13 protein-coding genes are annotated in these 19958 nt (G+C 53.1%); 11 read left to right on the top strand and 2 right to left on the bottom strand.

The genetic code is table 11. The annotated features are described in order from the left end of the window. Positions 1-94 precede the first annotated feature (94 nt). The 8 genes from ODQ19_RS18760 to ODQ19_RS18730 all read left to right on the top strand — a co-directional run bounded on the left by ODQ19_RS18760 (position 95) and on the right by ODQ19_RS18730 (position 8954). Entirely contained in the window at positions 95-1018 is a 924-nt protein-coding gene (locus tag ODQ19_RS18760; RefSeq protein WP_330210895.1) for an ABC transporter ATP-binding protein, read from the top strand. Continuing rightward, positions 1015-1749 (top strand): ABC transporter permease subunit, encoded by a 735-nt coding sequence (locus ODQ19_RS18755; RefSeq protein WP_330210894.1) that lies wholly within the window; start codon positions 1015-1017, stop codon positions 1747-1749. Before ODQ19_RS18760 ends, ODQ19_RS18755 begins: the two co-directional genes overlap by 4 nt. Positions 1750-1803: 54 nt before the next feature. Continuing rightward, a complete protein-coding gene (locus tag ODQ19_RS18750) occupies positions 1804-3588 on the top strand; it encodes a Gldg family protein (RefSeq protein ID WP_330210893.1) in 1785 nt (594 codons plus the stop codon). A 266-nt stretch (positions 3589-3854) separates the two neighbouring features. Further along, positions 3855-4016 (top strand): aldehyde dehydrogenase family protein, encoded by a 162-nt coding sequence (locus tag ODQ19_RS28205; protein WP_442962766.1) that lies wholly within the window; start codon positions 3855-3857, stop codon positions 4014-4016. Between the two features lie 215 nt (positions 4017-4231). Then, complete coding sequence (locus tag ODQ19_RS18745; protein WP_330210892.1) at positions 4232-4831, top strand: fimbrial protein; 600 nt, start codon at positions 4232-4234, stop codon at positions 4829-4831. Between the two features lie 59 nt (positions 4832-4890). Beyond that, positions 4891-5607, top strand: coding sequence for a fimbrial biogenesis chaperone (locus ODQ19_RS18740; RefSeq protein WP_330210891.1), 717 nt, complete (start codon positions 4891-4893; stop codon positions 5605-5607). A 78-nt stretch (positions 5608-5685) separates the two neighbouring features. Then, positions 5686-8187 (top strand): fimbria/pilus outer membrane usher protein, encoded by a 2502-nt coding sequence (locus ODQ19_RS18735; RefSeq protein ID WP_330210890.1) that lies wholly within the window; start codon positions 5686-5688, stop codon positions 8185-8187. Positions 8188-8324: 137 nt separating this feature from the next. Then, complete coding sequence (locus ODQ19_RS18730) at positions 8325-8954, top strand: response regulator transcription factor (RefSeq protein ID WP_330210889.1); 630 nt, start codon at positions 8325-8327, stop codon at positions 8952-8954. An 8-nt stretch (positions 8955-8962) separates the two neighbouring features. Here the strand turns inward: ODQ19_RS18730 and ODQ19_RS18725 are convergent, their stop codons facing one another. Continuing rightward, a complete protein-coding gene (locus ODQ19_RS18725; protein ID WP_330210888.1) occupies positions 8963-12640 on the bottom strand; it encodes a transporter substrate-binding domain-containing protein in 3678 nt (1225 codons plus the stop codon). 71 nt (positions 12641-12711) lie between these two features. Beyond that, on the bottom strand, positions 12712-13329 hold the full coding sequence (locus ODQ19_RS18720; RefSeq protein WP_330210887.1) for an EAL domain-containing protein: 618 nt from the start codon (positions 13327-13329) through the stop codon (positions 12712-12714). A 230-nt stretch (positions 13330-13559) separates the two neighbouring features. Here ODQ19_RS18720 and ODQ19_RS18715 point away from each other — a divergent pair, with 230 nt between their 5' ends. From ODQ19_RS18715 to ODQ19_RS18705, 3 genes are all read left to right on the top strand, one after another. Continuing rightward, positions 13560-16775 carry a hybrid sensor histidine kinase/response regulator gene (locus tag ODQ19_RS18715; protein ID WP_330210886.1) on the top strand — a complete coding sequence of 1072 codons (3216 nt, stop codon included), beginning with the start codon at positions 13560-13562 and terminating at the stop codon, positions 16773-16775. 147 nt (positions 16776-16922) lie between these two features. Beyond that, positions 16923-18131: an EAL domain-containing response regulator gene (locus ODQ19_RS18710; protein WP_330210885.1), complete on the top strand. Its 1209-nt coding sequence runs from the start codon at positions 16923-16925 to the stop codon at positions 18129-18131. 81 nt (positions 18132-18212) lie between these two features. Continuing rightward, positions 18213-19220 carry a fimbrial protein gene (locus ODQ19_RS18705; protein ID WP_330210884.1) on the top strand — a complete coding sequence of 336 codons (1008 nt, stop codon included), beginning with the start codon at positions 18213-18215 and terminating at the stop codon, positions 19218-19220. Positions 19221-19958 lie beyond the last annotated feature (738 nt).

Below are 19958 nucleotides of genomic sequence, written 5' to 3'. Positions count from 1 at the left end.
CCGGTTCAAATCAATCAATCAGCGGTTTATGTTCCGGTCTCAACGACCGTCTCTGCAAACGCGAAGCGGAAAATCGTCCAGCGAACCGGAAGCCATGATTGATATTTCGAAGCTGACAAAACATTTCTCAGGGAATGTTGCTGTAAACAATTTGTCGTTCCGAGTTGCCACGGGGGAAGTGCTGGGGGTACTTGGCACCAACGGTGCGGGTAAATCTACTACCCTGCGCATGCTCACAGGCCTGATAAAACCGACGTCGGGAACTGTCACCGTGTGCGGATTCGATATCAGCCGACATACTCGCCAGGCCCAGCGTCTGGTGGGTTATTTGCCCGAAGGTAATGCCTGTTATGGCGATATGAGCGTGCAGGGTTTTCTTGGGTTTATTGCCAAAGTACGCGGTTATCGTGGCGCCGAAAGGAAGCAGCGGGTAGCGCAGATGCTCGATCGGTTCGAGCTGGGTTACGTGGTCACGGACCGCATTGATACTTTGTCCAAGGGCTTCAAACGTCGGATTGGACTGGCGCAAGCCATGTTGCATGACCCTAAAGTGCTGATTCTCGATGAACCCACCGACGGCCTTGATCCGAATCAAAAGCGCCATGTGCGCGGGCTCATTTCTGAACTCGCCAAGGACAAAATTGTAGTGATTTCGACGCACATACTGGAAGAGGTCACTTCCTTGTGCAGTCGTGCTCTGGTCATCGACGGCGGTCATTTATTGGCGGACAACACGCTGGAGCAACTGCAGAGCCGCTCCCGTTATCATCAGGCCGTGACACTGTTCGGTCACCATCCACTGGACTTGCTGGCGCTGGCGGTACTGCCGGGAGTCGCCGGTATCGAGGCTGGTCCCGAAGTGCATAGCGTGAAGGTGCTAGCCCGGGACGGCGCAGTGATTCTTCCGGCGATCAATGCCTTGGTCTTTAGCAAAGGTTGGCAAGTGCGGCGCCAGGAAGTGGAGCGGGGAGGACTTGAGGAAGTGTTTCGAACCCTGACACGGGAGCGCGCCGCATGAGAATGTTGCCGCCGATTATTCAGCGCGAGTTCTGCAGCTACTTCGCCACGCCAACCGCGTACCTGTTGATGATGACGTTCCTGGTGCTGTGTGGCGTATGCACATTTTATCCCGGTGGGTTTTTTGAGCGAAACCAGGCGGACCTGGCGCCGTTTTTTGCCTACCACCCATGGATATATCTACTGCTGATGCCAGCCTTGGCGATGCGCCAATGGGCTGAAGAGCGAAAGTCCGGCACCATTGAAATTTTGATGACTTTGCCGTTGACCCGTTTCGAAGTGGTGGTCGGCAAATATCTCGCGGCCTGGTTGATTGCCGCACTGATGTTGCTGCTGACTGTTCCAATAGTGCTCACAGTCAATTACCTGGGCGAGCCGGACAATGGCGCTATTTTGTGCGGTTATCTGGGAAGTTGGTTACTGGCCGGCGTTTACCTGGCGATCAGCGGCTGTATGTCTGCACTCAGCAGGAGTCAGGTTGTCGCTTACTTGATGGCGGCCATGGTTGGCTTGTTGTTCATTGCCAGCGGTTCAGCTCCAGTGCTGGACCTGCTCAAACAATGGGCGCCGATGGCGTGGCTTGATGTGAGCGCATCTATGAGTTTCCTCGCACGGTTCGGCTCGATCAGCCAAGGTGTCATAGCTCCTCGAGACCTGATTTATTTCTTCGGTCAGATCGTCGCTTGGCTGGCCGCGACGGCGTTGGTCGTCGATCTGAAGAAGGCTTCGTAAGCCATGGACTTGAGACGTGTACGTTACGTCACGCTGTGCCTGAGCGGAGCAGCCTTGACGATTCTGACCGGCAGTCCCGGTGTCGGTACCTCTCTGGACGAGCCACGGCTGGATCTGACCGAGCAGCAACTGTTCACCTTGAGCCAGGGTAGCCGGCAGATTATCGAGCAGCTTGCCGGTCCGACGGATCTCTATCTGTTTTTTTCCAGCGAGGCGGCCAAAGAGCTGCCTGTTTTGCGCAGCTATGCCCGACGCGTCGAGGCGCTGCTCAGGGAATATGAGCGTCAGAGCCATGGCAAGCTGAAACTGCATCTGATAGATCCGCAGGCATTCTCCATCGAGGAAGATCGCGCACGTGAATTTGGATTGGATGCGATTCCATTGGGGGCAGTCGGAGGGCAGGTGTTCTTCGGATTGGCGGCGGTCGATGAACACCAGCATACACAACGCATTCCATTGTTTTCTCTGGATGAGCAGGCGTTCCTGGAGTACGAAATCAGTCGCTTGTTACAGGCACTGGACAAGCCGGAGAGGGCGCCCATCGGCTTGTTGTCCTCGCTTCCTTTGGCAGGTGGCTTCGATGAGCAGAGTCGACGCACTTTACCGCCCTGGTTCGTGCTCGATGAGATCCGAAAGGCCTTCGATGTGCAGGAGTTGAGCGGCGAGATTGAGCAAATTCCTGCAGATCTCACTGTACTCATGTTGGTGCACCCCAAGCGACTCACCCACAACAGCCAATTGGCGATCGATCAATTCGTGCTGCGGGGCGGCCGATTGCTGCTGTTTGTAGACCCATATAGCGAGCAGGATCACGGTGAGCAGTACTTCGGCATTCCCAGCAAAGACAAATCGTCTGATCTGGCGCCATTGTTACGGGCTTGGGGGGTGCGCCAGGTGCCTGGCAAGGTGCTGGGCGATGGTCACTACGGGCAGTTCGTCAATCTCAAGGACGGCACCGATCCGGTGTGGCAACCGACGGCACTCGCATTGCCTGCATCGGCGATGAATCAACAAGACGTTACGACGGCCGGCCTGCAAAGCATCAACATGACCACGGCAGGAATTCTTGAGCCACTGGAAGGTGCGCGCACTACATTCAGCCCTTTGTTGCGTGGCTCCGAGTATTCGATGCCGTTCAGCACGGCGCGCTTTGACCAAATGAAAGATTCGGGCGAACTAGCGCGGGAAATGAAACCGTCAGGCGAGCGCTTCACCCTCGCGGCCCGGTTGCAAGGCCCGACGCAGTCGGCGTTTCTGACTGAGGTGCAGGGCAAGCCTGGAGCAATTACCTCGACTGAAAACATTAATGTGATTGTGGTAGCCGACACCGATCTGCTCAGCGACAACCTTTGGGTTGACTCTCAAGGCCGTATCAACGAACCCGTAGCCTGGGCCGACAACGGTGTGTTTGTGCTCAATGCACTGGACAGCCTGACCGGCACTGATGCCTTGATCAATTTACGCTCCCGTGGGCACTACAGCCGCACGTTCACCACTGTGGAAGTCCTCCAGCGACAAGCTCGGCAGCGATTTCGGGACATGAGCGACACGTTGCAGAGCAAGCTCGATGAAACCGAACGACAGTTGTCGTTGTTGCAATCCGAGAATCAGGACGATGCCGGTCTGAGCGCCAATCAGCAAACGGAAATCGACCGTTTCATTCAGGAAAAAACCGCCCTTGCGAGTGAGATGCGCGCGGTGGCCAGGCAATCGAATCTGGAGGTGGAGACGTTAGGGGCGCTGCTCAAAGCCATCAATATCGGTCTGGTGCCCGGTGTGCTGACGTTGCTTGTTCTCTGCCTGTGGGGTGCTCGGAGGTTGTGGCGCCGTGGACGATGACAAACGATTTTAAGGTTTTTCACGAATTACCCCGGCGCAACTGCGCCCTTAAGCTATCGAACCGACGATCTTGATGGCGCGCAATAACATGCGCATTTGTCAGGAGTAGATCCTCGCCCGGTGCTGTCGCTTATCGAATGGCATCACTACGACGAAATGTTGCCCATGCCAACCACACCGAATATGGCCTGGCAGCGTGGATCTACACCACTAACCTCAAGCATGCGATGGCGACCACAGACAAGCTTTAAGCCGGCTCTGTCTGGATTAACCGTTATTCAAAAATTACTGATGGCACGGCCTTCGGCGGTTACAAAAACAGCGGCATCGGACGTGAATTCTGTCGCGAGACCCTCAACGCCTATACCCCGATAAAGACCATTACGCTACAGTCGAACACGCCTGCACCATGGTTTGTACCTCACTAATTCACTCTGTTTACAACGCCGCTTGATTCGTAAGGTTCAGGCGTTTTTTTGCAAACCTCTCAAGCAGGTAGGATTTATCCTACATGTCCGACGGATTTATCTATTGGGGTAGGACGATTCCTGCAATTGTAGCTATAGCTGCACTCGGTGAAGATTGCCCCACTCTTTTAAAGAGCACTCAACACACTCACTTTACGCAGCATAAGGAACATCCGATGTTCATTTCACTGAGAGGTATTCTGGCGGCCACCACAGCCAGTCTCATTGCGACTTCCGCGATAGCTGCTGATGGCAAGATTGAATTTACTGGGGAGATCACTGCGGCTTCTTGCAGTGCAACTGCGGGTGCCGGTGCGGGCATTACCGGCAATAAAGGTAATACAGTTATTGCCGTCGGGTTGGGCAAAGTCAGTATTGATTCGCTAAAAAATACGGGCAGTACACCAATCGTTTCGGGGACACCTATCAACATCAACCTCGATTGTGGCAATACCGCTACCGGCTTGACCACAGTAAAAGTCAAGTTTGACCCGTACTCCGGTAGCGGAGTGGATGACAAGAACAACTCCCTGCTGAAAATTTCTCCGGGCGGCGCTTCCGGGGTTGGCATCGGTATCTTCGCCGCTAACAACACCATGTTGAACCTGGCGGCTGGCGATTCGTTCGACTCTGCACTTATTGCAACCGGTGCGGATACCTCCGCTAAGTACACCGCCAATCTGAACATGCGTGCCGCGTATGTTGCCAACGGCGAACCGACCATTGTTCCGGGCGCAGCTAATGGTACTTTGCCTTACACCCTGACATACCAGTAAATCTTCAAGGCGGAGAGATATCGATTGTTTCTCTGCCTTATCTCTTGAAGGGCCAAACGATGATATTGAAATCCAGATATGTGCTGGCTGGCATCGCTTTGCTTTTCAGCAGCGCCGCCACCGCCGGTATCACATTAGGCGGCACGCGAATTATCTATCCTCAGAAGAGTAAGGAAACATCCATTCTGGTTAAAAACGACGGCAATCAGGACATCATGATCCAGTCTTGGATCGAGCCGGACGTAGCCTTCAAAGGCCAGGATGTACCGTTTGCGCTAACCCCGGCCCTGAGCCGTCTTGCCACTAAAAAACAGCAGACTCTGCGGATTTTCTATTACGGGCAGGGCTTGCCAGACGGCAAGGAATCGGTGTTCTGGCTCAGTGTGCAAGAAATTCCGCAAAAGGCCGAAGGTGAAAATACTTTGCAGTTGGCGATGCGCCAACGGATTAAGGTGTTCTATCGCCCCGACTCTCTGACGGGTACTTCGGCGGAAGCCGCCAGCGGTCTTAAATGGCGCGTTCAGGATGAAAGTGGCAAGCGCTATCTTCGTGTCACTAACGATTCGCTATATCACGTGTCCTTCGGCACGACTGAATATAAAAGCGATGGCAAAACATACCCGGTAGATACCGATATGGTCGCACCACTCTCTACCGGAAAGTTTCCGGTTAAGGGAGCGCCGGTAGGCAACACCGATAAACGGTCTGTGGTCGAGTATTACAATATCAATGATTACGGGGCACCGGTTAGACACACGCAGAGTGTTTTTGAGTAATAGCTAAGTTCGTGTTCGTGGGTTCGCGTTCTGCTGCGGAGGGGCCACAAGTTTACTAAGAAGTTGGGGAAAGAGCCTGTGTATGTTTTCAGGAAGAAAGCGAATCCAAAACTCGTTAATCGCGCAAGTGGTTCCTGTGTCTTTTTTCTGGGGATGACCGTTCCTGTCGCGGCGCTTTCGGTCGAATTCAATGAAAGCTTCCTGAGTAAGGGTGGTGCCAAGGCTGAACTCAAATACTTTGAGCAGGGCAGTTCACTGTCGCCGGGTCGCTACGCGGTAGATATTTATCTCAACCAGATTCTGATTGTCCGACAGGATATCGAATTTGCAGTGGCTGGCGACAATGGAGAAGTGCGCCCGATCATTCAGCTAGGCGTACTGCAAAACCTCGGCGTCAACGTCGACCGCTTGCGTCGGGAAAACGTTATTGCCCAGGACAGTGATGATCAGTCCGTCATTGATGTAGCGACGCTGGCACCCGGTGCGGCAGTCGAGTTTGATGTAAACTCATTGGCGCTGCAGTTCAGCATTCCCCAGGCTTATGTCCAGCGTCAGCCTCGGAGCTACGTTGACCCGTCGCTTTGGGATCAGGGGATTACTGCGTTCTACACCAATTATCAGACCAACTTCAGTCGCAATATCAATCAGGGTAATCGCAACGACTACCGCTACATCGGTTTGCGCAACGGCTTCAATATTGGGGCCTGGCGCCTACGCAATGAGTCGTCGATTATCGGCACTACCGGCACACGGAACAAATTCAGCAGCAACCGCAGTTACGTGGAGCGCGATCTCATCGGCCTCAAAGCCAAACTGGCGGCGGGGGAGTTGTACACGCAGGGAGATATCTTCGACAGCGTTCGCTTTCGCGGCGCGCAAATCAGTTCTGAGTTGGGCATGTTGCCGGACAACGAGATCGGTTTTGCCCCGGTGGTGCGTGGTATAGCCGAGACCAACGCGACTGTCGAGATCAGCCAGAACGACTACGTCATTTACTCGACGACGGTGTCGCCTGGTGCGTTCGAGATCAGCGACATTTTCCCCAGCGGTTCGAACGGCGACCTCAAGGTCAAGATCATCGAATCCGATGGCCGCGAACGCCAGTATTCCCAAGCCTATTCGTATCTGCCTGTTATGACTCGCCGTGGCAGTGCCCGATACAGTTTTGCCGGTGGTCAATATCAGAGCCAAGGCACAGTTGCGCCGAAATTCGGCCAAGGCACTCTTGTATACGGTGTAAGTGATAACGTAACCGGTTACGGCGGCGCGCTGACTTCAAAGCAGTACCGAGCGCTCAACCTCGGTCTGGGCTTGAATACTTCGTTGGGCGGCCTGTCGTTTGACGTCACCAGTAGCACCTCCGCAGATGCGGGGGGCCGCAAGAACACCGGGAAAAGCGCGCGCTTCCTGTATTCCAAGACACTCAGCTCCACCGATACTACCTTCACAATGGTTGGTTATCGCTATTCCACCGAGGGTTATCGTACGTTCAGCCAGCACGTCGATGAACAAGGCTACATTGGCGGTTCGAGTTACGGACGGCAGAAAAGCCGATTCGACATGAACATCAACCAGTCGTTTGCCGACCGTGGTTCGTTGTTCGTGAGCCTCGGTGAAACCAGTTACTGGAATCGTCAAGGCAGCACCCGTCGCTGGCAATTCGGCTACAGCGGCAGCTACTCGGATACGAGCTACAGTTTTGCGGTATCGCGGACGGATGGCCAAGCCATGGTGCAAGGTGCCGACACCCAGATCACCGCATCGATCAGCATGCCGTTTGGTAGCAGCAAACGTTCGCAACGGGCGTTCTCCAGCGTCACGTCCTCAACCCAAGGCGACTCGTCGATCCAGTCCGGTATTGCCGGCAGCCTGACCGACGATAATAACCTGATGTATTCGGCCCAAGCCGGTCACAGCACGAACGGCAGCACCAACGGCGACCTCGGTTTGAGTTGGGATACCCCGAAAGCCAAAATCAACGGCAACTATGGTCAGGGGCAGGGCAGCACTCACATCAACGCTGGTGCTTCCGGCTCCATGGTAGTGCACGGTGGTGGCGTGACGTTTGGTCAGCCTGTCGGCGAGACCTTTGCTTTGGTTGAGGTCCCGGGCGTCGCCGATGTCGGTGTCGCGTCTGCCGGAGCGGCACGCACCGATCGCAAGGGCTACGCAGTGGTGCCCTATGCGCAACCGTATCGCTTTAACTGGATCAACCTGGATACCAGCACCTTGGGTAGCGACATGGAGGTGAGCGACACCTCCCGAATGGTCGTACCGACCCGTGGTGCCATCGTCAAAGGTCGATTCGAAGCGCAGACCGGGCGTCGCATGCAATTAACGTTGAGCCTGGACAACGGCAAGAAAATTCCGTTTGGTGCACAGGCCTTCGACGAGAAGGGCAACGTCAGTGGCGTGGTCGACAATCTGTCGCGTCTGTTGGTATTCGGTGTGAAGGATAAAGGCGTACTGGATATTCGCTGGAGCAACGGCAGTTGTCGCGCGAGCTACGACGTGCCGCCTGCAAAGAAAGACATGATGTACGAGAAGTTTGATGTGGTTTGTTCCTTCGCAAGAATTTAACCGTTTGCAAACCACTCACTTATAGAACTGAACACGACAGGCCCGGCGCGCAAGCATTGCGCTCTCGGGCCTGTGCTATGTTGGCGCAATTCATAGCGCACTACTCGATCGGCCTCACTTCAGGAGCAGTAAACACCATGGGCAATATAGTCATCGTCGATGATCACCCGCTGATGCGTATGGCGGTGAGGGTGATGCTTGAAGGCGAAGGGCACACCATCATGGCGGAAGTCGATAACGGTGTGGACGCACTGGAAACGGTCCGCAAGTTGCTCCCGGATCTGATTGTGCTGGATTTAAGCATTCCTAAAATGGATGGTTTGTCGGTGATCGCACATCTCAAGGCGATTGGTATCTCTACCAAGGTGTTGATTCTGACCTCCGGCGATACCAGTAACTTTGCAGTGCGTTCATTACAGGCTGGCGCAGATGGCTTTGTCTGCAAGGATGACAGTCTGGATGAGTTGGTGGGGGCCGTAAAAGCGGTGCTGTCGGGATACACTTACTTTCCCGCCGATACCATTCAGATGTTGCGGGACAACTCTCAGGCTGCCAGCCAGGAAAGCCAGAAGATCTCCCAGCTTTCGGACCGCGAGATTATAGTGCTCAAGTTGTTGGCCCGAGGCATGGGTAATCAGGATATTGCCGAAGAATTGCTGATCAGCCACAAAACTGTCAGCACCTATAAAGTGCGACTGCTTCGCAAATTGAGTGCGGAAAACCTGATTGCCCTGGTCGAGCTGGCCAAGCGTAACGCTTTGATTTGAGCCCGGATTCAAGAGCAACAAAGAAAAGGGCGCTTGGTGAAGGCCTTTTCTATTCGCAACAGTTCTCTGTCGACATCAGCGGTTTTGCCTGTCAATTCCTCGTAGCTGCTTTCGACACAGGCCAGATCGATAGCTTTGCATAACTCGATCAGGCGGGTGTTGCGCATGATAGCTGCACTCCCGCGAATGCGATGGGACAGTTGCATCAGTGCGTTGATGTCCATGTGCTCACTCAGTCGGCGTAGTTCTTCAAGATCCCGGTGGTTGCTTTTCAGCAGTTCCCCGAGCAGTTGCTCAAGGATGACGGGGTTGCCCATGCTGATTTTACTCAAGGTGTGAATCGCTTCGGCGTAGCCCTCGGGCATCTCGGCGTAGGCGTTGCAGGCAGGCACAAACACCTCGATTGTGGACGCTGACGCAGCTGCTGGAATTAAAGCATTCAAGCGTTCCTCCAGCACCCCGAGGCTGGCGGGTTTGATCAGGCAGTCACGCATGCCGGCGCTGATACAGCGGTCGATTTCCTCTTGTTGGGCGTCGGCGGTAAGGCCGAGGATGGTTAAGCGGGGGCATTGTCGCTCGTGCTCTTCCTTGCGGATCGCCAAGGTCAATTCGACGCCGTTCATGACTGGCATGTGGTAATCAGTGATCAACAGATCGAACGATTGCTGTCGCCAGATTTGCAGTGCTTCGAGGCCGTTCTCGGCCTCCACCGCCGTGCACCCGAGGAACTCTAGCTGTGCACGCAGCATCTGCCGATTGAGGGTGTTGTCATCTGCGATCAGCACGTGTGCGAGCTTTCTCGGTGCTTGCAAGGGCTTGATCACCGGCACGCTGTCCACCAATGGAAGTGGCTCAAGCGTTTTCAGTTTCAGCGTAATATTGACCGTAGTGCCATGCCCCAGTGCACTGTGCATTTCCAGGCGCCCACCCATCATTTCGCAGAGTGAGCGCGAGACCACCAGACCCAGCCCGCTACCGCCGTGGATATTGAGCGTGGACTGCGCCACCTGTGCGAAAGGGCGGAACAGCAACTGCAGGTTTTCGTCGGAAACACCGGTTCCGGTGTCAGTGACCTGCAGTTGCACATGCAACATACGCAAGGCATCGACATGAGTGGTGATGCGGATGGCCACGCTGCCTTCGTCAGTAAATTTGATCGCGTTGCTGACCAGGTTCGACAGAATCTGTTTGAAACGCAAAGGGTCAACCAGCACGTCTCGCGTGGTACCCGCGTCGATTTCCAGTAACAGTTTGAGGTTTTTCTGCCGTGCCAGACCCTCGAAGACCCGCGCCACGGGTTCGACTATTTCCTTGAGACTGGAACGTCTTGGCGAAAAACTCAGGCGACCGGATTCGATCCTCACGATGTCCAAGGTATTGCCCAGCAGCTCCAACAGGTTCTTCGCCGAGCTGTAAGCCACGTCGATGTTGTCACGATCTAGTACGCCCTGATCTGCACGTTTGAGTGCAAGTTCCAGTGTCCCCATCACTGCGCTCATTGGGGTTCTGATTTCATGACTCATAGTCGCCAGGAACTGGGTTTTTGCCCGGTTGGCTTCATCGGCGAGCTCTTTTGCCTCTTGCAGATCGTGGATCAGTCGGCGGTGTTCGGAGATATCCTGCCAGCCGCAGATCACACCTTTGATGCTCCCCGAGGAATCGCGGAAGGGTTGTATCCAGTGCTCGATGCTTCGACTGTTTCCGGCAATGGAGATTTCAAACCGCTGCGCCAGGGCGTTGCCAGCCTCCATCGCCAGCAGGTAGCTATTGTGCAGCGCCATCGCCACCTCAAAATGCTCGATCGGCATTTCCAGCGTGGTCTTGCCCAGCACGTCGGCCTGACGCAGGTTCATGACCTCTTCATAGCTGCGACTACACGACAGCAAGCGACCCTCCAGGTCGCGAACATATATCGGAATCGGCATCGAGTCGTTCAGGGTCTGTAAAAATTCCAACTGATCATTGAGGGCTTTTTCCGCAGCCACACGACGTCGGATTTGTCGGCGCAACTGGAAAATTCTCAGCATCGAGATGGTCAGCACAAATAGAGCGCAACCGACGATTTCCAGAATCACCCGCGAGTAATCGCGCCAGCTCTGTCCGCTCATGGCAGCGTTGGAGCGCCAGCGCACCGTCAACGCGTTCAGCTCATCGGGTGGAATACTCAAGATCGCCTTGTCTATAATCGATTGCAACTCGGTATCGCCGCGGCGCATGGCGAAGGTAGCGGTTGCGTCTTCACCGTCGAGGATTCCCGAAATACGCAGTTTTTGCTCGTACAGGCGGGCGGTGTAGTAGCGAGCTATGGACAGCGCCATCACCGCGGCGTCGGCTTCTCCATTGATGACCATACTCATGGCTTCGAGGTTATTGGCTGGCTCGAGCAAAATCACCTCTGGGAAATCACGGCGCAGGTTGTTGATCAGCACGTGCCCCTTGGCAATGGCCAGGCGTTTGCCGGCCATAGAGTCAAGGCCGAATATGTCCCGACGATTCGACGAAGTCACCAGACTGAACGAGCTGGTCGCGAAGGGATGGCTGAACCGCAGTGTTTCCTGGCGTTCGGCGCTGGGTGTCAGCAGCGCGAGATCCGCTTCGTTTTCACGTAGCGCATCCTGGACACCTTGGAAGCTCGATGTGCGCAATACCTCGAAGCGTAAGCCGGTGCGCTGGGTGATGGTTTCGAAGAGATCCGAGACCACACCATTGAAACGACCTTTGGCATCGAAGTAAGCCGAAGGCGCCATGTCATCGTTGATCGTCAAGCGCGCAACCGGATGCTTGGCAAGCCAGCGCTTCTCTTGGTCTGACAATGCCACTCGGTCTTCGGGCATCACAGTTTCGCCTCCGGTCCAGCGCTTGACAAGATAGCCCATTTTCAACGTACCGAAGGATGACAGGGTGGAGTTGAGGATGTTCATCAGTCGATCCTCATCCCCCCTGAGCAAAAAACCGTAACCGCCGACGTCGAGTCTGATGAACTGTGAGAACTTCAGGAAATTGAAAAAACTCTGGTTGATCATGTAGTGAGCAGAAAGGGAATCTCCGATGTACCCGTCGATACCCTGGAGCGCTACGGCGGCCATCGCTTGGATATTGTTATTGAAGGTGATGATCCGCGCTTCGGGATAACGGGCACGGAACAAGTCGGCAGGAATGTAGTTTTTCGCCACGGCGATAGTCATGCCGCGCAGATCGTACGGAACGGGGCGTTCATCCCCCGGCCGCCGATACAGCGCAGGTGCGTTCACCGCATACGGAATGCTCAAGGTTGTTTCCGGATGGTGATGCTCATATACGCTGGAGCGGCTGATCAGATCAATTTCGCCGGCCTGTAACGCCGCCAGTGCATCCTTGCGTGTAGCGAGCCCAAGAACCTTGATCTCGATCCCCAGTTGTTGCTTCAGCAGCGTGATGACATCGGCGCTGATGCCTTCGTAATCGCCATTGCTATAGATGACGTCGAGGGGCGGGGCAGACGTCCCCGGTACACCCAGTGTCAGACTGTGCCGTTCACGTAGCCAGGCCCAATCCTCGGGTGCCAGTTGCAACTTTTGCGGCTCGCTGGCTAATTGACTGGTCAGATGAAGATAGCCTCCGGCCGGGTTGGCGAGGGTTCGACTGCTCGCAATCAGCGAGCTCAGGCATACGAGAAAAAAAAATAGAACGGATTTAGTGCTGAACATTGAACGTCTTCTTGGCAGGCTGGTGCCTGTGGAGGTGAAACTGCGAAATACCTTGTGCGGCTTAGTGAGCGCTACGCGCAGAGCGAGGCCCTTCGGGGTTGGGCGTTGTATTGCAGGCAATAGCTGATGAACTGCCGTTCCGGCATCGGTCGCAAAAGGTTCTTCAGAGAGATCGTTGACAAGTGCGTCGAGCTGGTTTCGGTGACTTCAAACGTGATTCGGCTGGCGGGGCATTGAAACTTGTTCAAGCCAATGGTGGATCGTCGTGGAAAATAACGTGCAGCCAAGTTGTGAAGAATGCAGGTTAAGTCGAGTTCCATGGAGAGGCCGAACGCCGATAAGGTCCTGCTCAATAATATGCCCTGCTCGAATATTTCAAAAAATAGCTCGTTTATCAGGTCATGGTGCTGCATCGCCGGTAAAAACTGCGCCGGATTCAATACCCCGCGCTGCGGGTGATTCCAGCACACGAGTACTTGGGCGCCAGTAAAGGTGCCATTTTTCAGTGAAGATTTCGGTTGGTAATCAGATGCGAACTCATGATTACGCGGCCCCCGGAAAATTTCGTATGGAGTGATAGCAGGCGGCGCCGCAGCAAGTGGATTTGAAGATGGATTGCGATCTTCTTCTGCTGTCGGCAATCGAGCGCGGTCGAGCAAATCCAGATTTCGCACACTCAAATTTTTCATGGGCGATCCAAGGGCAGAAACAGGTAAGAGAAACTGTTTGTGAACCTTGGCGCAGCTCGCGCAGACTGTCGGTCGGCAGTTTCTACAGTGCCTGTAGGATTAATCTTACAGGCTTCAATGACTCTGCTTTAATGGCTAGTAAGCATGGAAAGGGAGCGAAAATGCTCCTGTGACGGGGGATTTTTTGATGGTTTACGGGCGTAGCTTGATGCCGTCTGATTTGATTTTTTATGCGTTATAGGCAATCCAGAGTAGGACGACTGGAGAAAATCTCTCTGCGTCTCAGTTTTGTTTTGATTGTTTCTTTTTTGTTGCTGCTGTTTTTTGTAATTGTTGGCTATTGGGCAACCTACAAAGTAGTCAGAGGCGAACTTGTCAAAGTCAATCATCATTTTTTGAGACTGGTGGCACGCGCCAACGATCACGAAACGTTTCTGTTGCGAGCAATAAAAGCCAGTGGTTCGGTTGATTACAAACCGGCGAAAGGCGTCGGCTATGCCTTCAATGAGCGTCCAATGGGTGACTTGCGCCTCTATGAGGGCAGGGCCTCACAGTTTTCGACCAGAGTATCGGTTCTCGGGCCTGATCGCATCGATTTGCTTGTCAGTGGCGCGGTTGCTCGGGAGCTGGATCAGGCTCGTAGCATGGCGAATGTCTACAGCGATTTCTGGAGTGGATCATCTTTTGCCGCCCCTCAGATGTTTTTGTTCGATCTGGAGAATGGATTTGATGTAGCCGTGCCCGCGATTGACTCGCAACCTGTGGATTCACAGCCCGTTTTGTTACCGGTCATCGAAAAGGTCAAGGCAACTATTGCCAAGAGTCCGCCCAAAAACAGCGATTTGATTGTGCATTGGACCGCCGGTGAGCGCTTTATGGTTGATGGTCGACGGGAAATGCTGGCCTATATCTCCGATCAATCCCATGAATACAGTGCAGATGGCCGCCCCCCCCCAGAAATGATCGTGGCGACCCTACTGGAGTTCAATGAGTTCAATGCCTTCGGCATAAATATCGACAAAAAGTTTTACAATTTACCTGCGGTTGAATCGATTGATTTGATAGCACCTGACGGTAGCGTGCTGGTCGGTTCACAGAACACTGACTTTCGTGATTACGAAAACGGCCTGCACCTGACCACCTCCGGTCTGTTGATCAAGGTTAGTGCCGCCACTCGTGGAACTTGGCAGGCGCTGTATCACATCAGTTATGAGAGTCTTATTCACAACGCGAAATGGCCGCTATTGGGGCTGACGGGTTTGTTGATGACGTGTGTGTTCAGTGGCTGGTGGCTGATTACATGGTATTGGCGTCGTGTTTTGGTACCAGCAAGTACGGACTATAAGGAGTTGTTGGTTAATCACGACTTTAATCATTCACTGCTGCAAACGGTGCCGCTGGCGTTGTGCGTAATAAGAGCGGAGGGATTGGAGCAGGTCATCCGAAACGGGCTGTTCGCCGAGTGGCTAGGTGATGCCGGAGATCTTAACGACTTGATGCGCGACTGGCCCATGTTCGACCGCGATCAGGTGCTCTCGGGTGAAGGTTGTCTGATGACGGCTGAACGATCACTGCATGTTCGTTTTGCCCCGACAGATTACCAGGGCGAACGGGTTTTGCTGTGCACCTTCACGGACATAACTTCCCATCGTGAGGCGGCGGCAACTCTGGTGTTTGCGCGCAAGGTTGCGGACGCCGCCAACGAAGCAAAAAGCAATTTTGTGGCGACTATCAGCCATGAAATTCGCACGCCGCTTTATGGTGTGCTTGGAACGCTCGAATTACTGGGCATGACAGAACTGGAAGAGCGACAGCGAGCCTACCTCGCGACGATAAATAGTTCTTCCGACGTTCTCCTGCATTTGATCAGCGATGTCCTGGATCTGTCGAAAATCGAAGCAGGACAACTGGTTCTTGAACCTATCAAATTCAATCCGCTGGATTTTGTCGAAGACATCATTCGCCTCTTCGCAGGTACTGCTGCGAGTAAGGGCTTATCGCTTTTTTGTTGCATCGATCCGGACCTACCTCAAGAAGTATTAGGGGACACTCTTCGTATTCGGCAAATCATCAGTAATTTGCTGAACAATGCAATCAAGTTCACCGACACTGGATATATAGCAGTGTATGTGGCCGTGACCTACAGCGATAAAGGTCAAGTCGGATTGGAGTGGCGAGTCGTCGATTCCGGGCCGGGTATTTCGCCTGTTCACCAGGAGCGCTTGTTCGAGAGTTTTTACCAGGCCAACAGCAAGCAACACACGGTCAAGGGCACAGGGTTGGGCCTTCCCATATGTTCCATGCTCAGCCAGATGATGGGCGGCATGCTCAGGGTTAGCAGTCAAGCGGGAGAGGGCAGTGAGTTTATTTTCGCGTTAACAGTGGATGTCCTGAAACCAGCGATGATCTCTGCGTCCGATCAACTGTTATCCGGTAAGAAGGTATTGCTGCGCACGCCGTACCCGGCATTGACGGAGAGTCTGACTGTATGGCTGGAGCGTCTGGGCGTGATTGTTTCGACTCAGGTCCACGCATTCCACGATGCGCTATTGGATGTTATGCCTGAACAATTGCCAGTGCTTGATTGGGGTGGCGTCAAAGTCTTTGCCCAGCATGACTTCAGTGAAGTGCCGCGAGTCATTGGTAAAGATATTCTGGTCAGTCAGCACAGTCTCTCGGGCATGCGCCAAGCCCTCACTATGGCAGTCACCGGTACCATGCTGGAGCCCAATGCCAATGCCAATGCACCCGCCCCCGATAAACGTCATTTGGGTCTGAGCGTGCTGCTGGCTGAAGACAGCCCGGTTAATCAGCAGCTCATGAAAGAGCAACTGCAAGCCATCGGTTGTACGGTCGAAGTGGCATCGAATGGTATTGAGGCGCTGAAAGCTCTTGAGAGCGCAAGCTATGACCTGATCCTCACTGACGTCAACATGCCGATCATGGACGGCTATGACTTTACAGAGTCCGTAAGACAGCGGGATCTGGAGATACCAATAATCGGCGTTACTGCTAATGCGTTACGAGAGGAGGGCGAGCGCTGCATACATGCTGGCATGAACAATTGGTTGACCAAACCCATCGATATTCAAGGCCTTTACTTGAGTCTGAAAAGTACGATGAACCAACCGTCGCTCGACCACGCAGAAGTGATCGAGGCTACGGGCCATCAAGATCTGATCCAGATTCCAGAGCGCATGGTTGAGCTCTTTATGCTCACCATTCGTGAAGATTTGAGCGGATTAAAATCCGCGATGAAGGAAGCAGACGCTGCAGAAATCGTTAGATTGTTGCACCGGATTCGTGGCGCTCTTGCGGTCGGCAAAGCCAAAAGTCTCATTGTTCTTTGTCGAGAGTTAGAAAGATTAGTCGCGAGCTCTGGCTACTGTGCAGTCGAAGTTGATCAGTTTATTCAGCAGGTCGAACAAGCTATCCGCGCGAAATGAGGCGTGCTCAACGTCCCGTGTTGCACTGATGCCTCGACAGAGAAACCCGTCGGCGTAAGATTAATCCTAGTAAGTATCAGATACTTCCTAATTAGATTTTGTTCAGCTTTCGGCAGGATGGTTCTCCCCATCACTGAGCTGATTTCCATGAAGAGTCTACGTGTACTGGTGCTTGAAGATCATGATTTTCAGCGTTCAGTTGCAGTAAATATGCTGCGCCAGCTTGGCTGTCAGGAAGTTTTCGAGGCTGTAGACGGCGCCCAAGCACTCAGCGTTTTAGATAAAGTGGGCAAGGTAGACATTGCCCTCTGTGATCTGTGTATGGACGGCATGGATGGTCTGGAGTTTCTTCAGCGAATCGGACACTCGGCGCTCGTGCGTTCTGTGATCATCAGCAGCTCGCTGTCCGCTGACCTGCGCCGGGCGGTGCAGCAAATCGTATCGTTGTTGGGGCTGAAAATGCTCGGTGATGTCGGTAAACCGATGAAAGCGCCCGCTCTAAACATCCTGCTGAAAAAGCACTTGTGTGGTTCGGATGTTGTGTCGCCAGCTTGCGCGCCTGTTGAGTTGGCCAATGAAGATGAGGTTCGTGGAGCGCTACGCAAGCAACAGCTGAAAGCCTGGTATCAGCCCAAGGTGAACCTGAGCACGGGGGAGGTGGAAGGCGTGGAAGTGTTGACGCGATGGCAGCATCCTGCATCAGGCATTCTGTCCCCAGCGGTGTTCATGCCAGTGCTAGAACGTTGCGGATTGCTTGATGAGTTGTTATTCGCACAAATGGATACATCGCTGCGCCTGCAACAGCAAGCTCGGAGCGATGGCTTTGTATTAAACCTGGCGTTCAACCTGCATGTAACGCAACTGATCAATAGCGACCTCACATCGATCGTCAAACGCATTCTGAAGTTTCACAGTGCGGCGGGTTCCAGTCTGACTTTTGAACTCACGGAAAGCGGGTTGCTGGAAAGTTCTGTCACTAGTCTTGAAACCTTGGTGCGGTTACGAATGATGGGCTGCCAATTGTCGATTGATGACTTTGGGGCAGGATTCTCGTCGTTGCAACGGTTATGTCAGTTACCGTTCAACGAGATCAAGCTCGATGGCGAGTTTATCCGCACTCTCAAACATGAGCCGCGCTGCCGGGCAGCCATCTTCAGTACTTTGGCGTTGGGTAAAAGCTTGGGAATGTCGGTGGTGATCGAGGGCATTGAGAATAAAGAAGAACATGACTTGTTACTAGAGTTGGGTTGCACTTCTGGGCAAGGCTATTTCTACGCCCGACCGATGACCGGCGAGGATCTGTTGCGCTGGTTGCCGGCGCGCGCAGGATCTGGAAAGAAAGCCGAAATGAAGTAGTTTTATGGAGGTCGGAGCAAATCAAGCAAGGCTTACGGCCGGCTTCGCATGGTCAATGGGCAGTAACGGTAGTAGAACTTTATGAGAAAATTACTTTTAGTATCTGCATTTTTTAGCAGTAATTTATTTGCTGAAACAACCTGTACATTCGATAACGGCACAATTCTTACGCCTGCTCTTACGCTGGCGGCTAGGGACGTCACTTTGCCGGCAGTGATTTCTAACTCTTGGCATGAGGTTTCAGGAGTAGTTGGGACATGTAAAGAATCGCCATCAAAAACCAATTTCTACACGCTCGCGAATAATTCGGCTGGTAATACGGGAAAAACGTTAAACTTTGAAGGCGAGACATATGATATTTACAGGTCAGGTGTAAACGGTGTTGGCATAATTATGGCCGCAGGCGATACCAATGCACGTTATTTGCCTTTTGCATCATCTGAAATTAGAATGTGGAATTCTAATACTGCGGACGCTCCTCCTGTTGCGGGAAGTAAATTTCGAATTCGCTTTGTTGTCACAGAACGCCTAAAGCCGGGAATAATAAACATTCCATCAGTCGCAGTTATGCGGTACGGTTTTTTCATTAATGGTTATTATGGGTGGGGGTCTATAAGTGCTCAGGGAACATCTCTTGATGTGAAATACCCTGTCTGTAAACTAAGCTTGCCAGCGACTATAAAATTACCGAAGGTAGATATCGGAGCTTTGGAGAATGAAAAATCGACAACCGGGGAAACCCCTTTTTCTATCGATTTAGATTGCGGAGCAGGCGCATCAAACGTAAACGTGAAATACACCCTCACTGATATCTCATCCCCCACAAATACCTCATCGACGCTAGAATTAGCAAAAGTACCGGACTCCGCGTCAGGTTTTGCTATTCAAGTTATGGAAAATGGTTTGCCTGTAAGTTTCGGTCCTGATTCATCAGCAATAGGCACTATCAACCAGCGAGACTTCGGAAAAATCACAAGTGTCGGCGGTCATCTGAAAAAATCATTTACAGTTCGCTATCATAAGACGGCTACCCACTTTGTTGCAGGCAAAGTAAACGCGGGAATGACAATTACAATGTCTTATCAATAAAGGCTTGGTACCCCATTTCACGACCGACCCGTTGTGGTGGCAGTGAGGTTGGCGTACAGCTATGACCCCGGCAAGGCTGAATGTCTGGATTACCTTTGGCCGGTGCGTTATGGGGCTTCGTCCTGAAGGTTGTCGCTACTGTTGGTGTTTTCGGCCCACCGGAGTTTCCTGCTGGAGCGGAACCACTTTCACCGCCGTTTGATATCGACAGACCATCTCCCTGGCTATACAGGATTGTGTTTCCATGTAACGCAATACATCGTTTTTTTAAAAGTGAGAATCGCTATCGGTAGAGTCCTGCGGGAGATTTTGGAGGCGAGTTGCGGAAATAGCCGAAACGATGCGGAAACGACCATCGAGCAGGCGCCCTAATTCTACAAACCTCAGGAACGACAAAGCCCTGAATAATCAGGGCTTTGTCGTACATAAGATGGCGGAGGCGATGGGATTCGAACTCATGGACCTGTTACAGTCGACGGTTTTCAAGCCCATGACTAAAGCAAGTATTTTCAATGGGTTATGGCCAAAAGTATTCCGCTTTGATTGTGTGCAAACGTCACTCGGTACGGCCGTTGAAAGCCAGTAGTTGCCTTTCGTCACCGTCAGCTATCGGCCAAAAGAGGATGCGCCCCCTGTTGTATGCAGGTTCGGCTAACTTTCAGAATTATCCTCTCACCGAACTACGACCCTAGCGCGAAGGATAGTCGGCAATGTAGCAGGCGGCGGCAGAGGTGATAC

This window comes from Pseudomonas sp. AM4(2022), assembly GCF_036346515.1.
Classification (GTDB): Bacteria; Pseudomonadota; Gammaproteobacteria; order Pseudomonadales; family Pseudomonadaceae; genus Aquipseudomonas; species Aquipseudomonas paracarnis.
This window is presented reverse-complemented; position numbering and strand designations above follow the sequence as displayed.